This window comes from Brooklawnia sp. (genome assembly GCF_032229645.1).
Classification (GTDB): Bacteria; Actinomycetota; Actinomycetes; order Propionibacteriales; family Propionibacteriaceae; genus Brooklawnia.
The window spans coordinates 1-1,568 of the sequence record NZ_JAVTWX010000109.1; the positions used below are offsets into that span (position 1 = coordinate 1).

The window sequence follows — 1,568 nt, forward strand, 5'->3', positions numbered from 1 at the left end:
GCCCAAGGTGACCTCGTCCGCATATTCGAGATCGGCGCCGACCGGCAAGCCAGAGGCCAGCCGGGTGATCGTGATTCCCGGGGTGGGGCCGAGCAGTCGGCTGAGATAGGTGGCGGTGGCCTCCCCCTCCAGGTTCGGGTTGGTGGCCAGGATCACCTCGGTGATGGTGTCGTCGCTGAGTCTGCGCACGAGTTCCGCGATGTGCAGATCGCCGGGACCTCGTCCGGCGATCGGGCTGATCGACCCGCCGAGCACGTGATAGCGGCCCCGGAACTCGCGGGTGCGCTCGATCGCCACCACGTCCTTGCTCTCCTCCACCACGCAGATGGAAGTCGCATCCCGCTTGGGGTCGCGGCAGATGCGGCAGACATCCTGATCGGTCACGTTGAAGCAGATCTCGCAGAAGTGCACCTTCTGCTTCACCTCGATCAGCGCGTGCGCGAGCCGCTCGACATCTTCAGCCGACTGATCGAGCAGCCAAAACGCAATACGCTGCGCGCTCTTTGGGCCGACGCCTGGCAGTCGTCCCAGTTCGTCGATCAGATCTTGGACGGGGCCGTCGTACAACTAACTCAAGCCTCTCAGAGTCCGAGTCCGCCAAGGTCAGGCATCAACGCCTGAGCCTGGTTGGCGGCCTGAGTATTCGCGTCACGCACGGCGGCGATGAGCAGGTCGCTGAGTCCTTCGAGATCATCGGTGTCGACGGCCTCCGGTTTGATGGTGAGCCCGACAAGTTCACCGGCTCCGGTGACCACGGCCTCCACGAGATCGCCGCCGGCGGTGCCGGTGAAGACCGAGTTGGCCAGGTCGTCCTGGGCTTGCTGCAGCTGTGCCTGCATCGCCTGCGCCTGCTGCAGGAGTGCGTTCATGTCCATACCTTCGCCGAACATGGCTGTCCTTTCCTTGTGGGGCTAGTTCTCTTCTTCGTCGATGATCTGCGCGCCGAGTTCACGCATCAGAAGCTCCGCGGCATCCACGCCCGACTCGTCGAGCACCACGTCCTCAGCCGTGACGATATCGTCCATCGCCGGTTCGGGCACATCGAAGTTCCGCCCCGGTGAGTCGCGCCGGGACTCGTCAGGGTCCGGCTCGGTCGGCGGACGATCGTCGGCGTGCACTGCCTGAAAATGGCCCGGTGCGGGCCGCGGGTCCGGTTCCGGCACATTACCCGGTTGCTGCGGGGCGGCCGGCTGGTGCCGGGTGTCCGCCGACGGGCCGCCGTCCACGGCGGCCGAGATCCGCAAATCGGCTCCCAGCACCGAGATCAGGCACTCGCGCAGGACATCGATGCTGCCACCGGACTGGAACCGCTCCAGGGTGCCAGGATTGGCGAATCCGAGCAAGAGCTCATTACCGCGCACCTCGACGACCTGGGCATTCTGGCTGAGCAAGGCATGAGTGAACCGCTTGCGCGACTTCACCTCGTCGAGGATCTGCGGCCACAGCCGCCGAAGATCGGCTGTGCCGGGGCCCGACGCTGCCTGCGCCTTTGCGGGCGTGGGCGCCGGACGCGCGGAGGGGTCAGACGATGCCTGTGTGGCGGGGTCCGGTGGCGCCTGGGTGGCGGG

Annotated in this window: 2 protein-coding genes and 1 pseudogene; all 3 read right to left on the bottom strand. The window is 66.3% G+C overall.

Translation table 11 applies throughout. The features are described from left to right. Positions 1-567 (bottom strand): recombination mediator RecR (gene recR / locus AAFP05_RS08060; RefSeq protein ID WP_341729346.1); only part of this gene is annotated, 567 nt, incomplete at its 3' end. Between the two features lie 14 nt (positions 568-581). Then, positions 582-890: a YbaB/EbfC family nucleoid-associated protein gene (locus AAFP05_RS08065; RefSeq protein WP_341729347.1), complete on the bottom strand. Its 309-nt coding sequence runs from the start codon at positions 888-890 to the stop codon at positions 582-584. A 21-nt stretch (positions 891-911) separates the two neighbouring features. Beyond that, a pseudogene (locus AAFP05_RS08070) lies at positions 912-1,568 on the bottom strand (DNA polymerase III subunit gamma and tau); the annotation flags it as partial.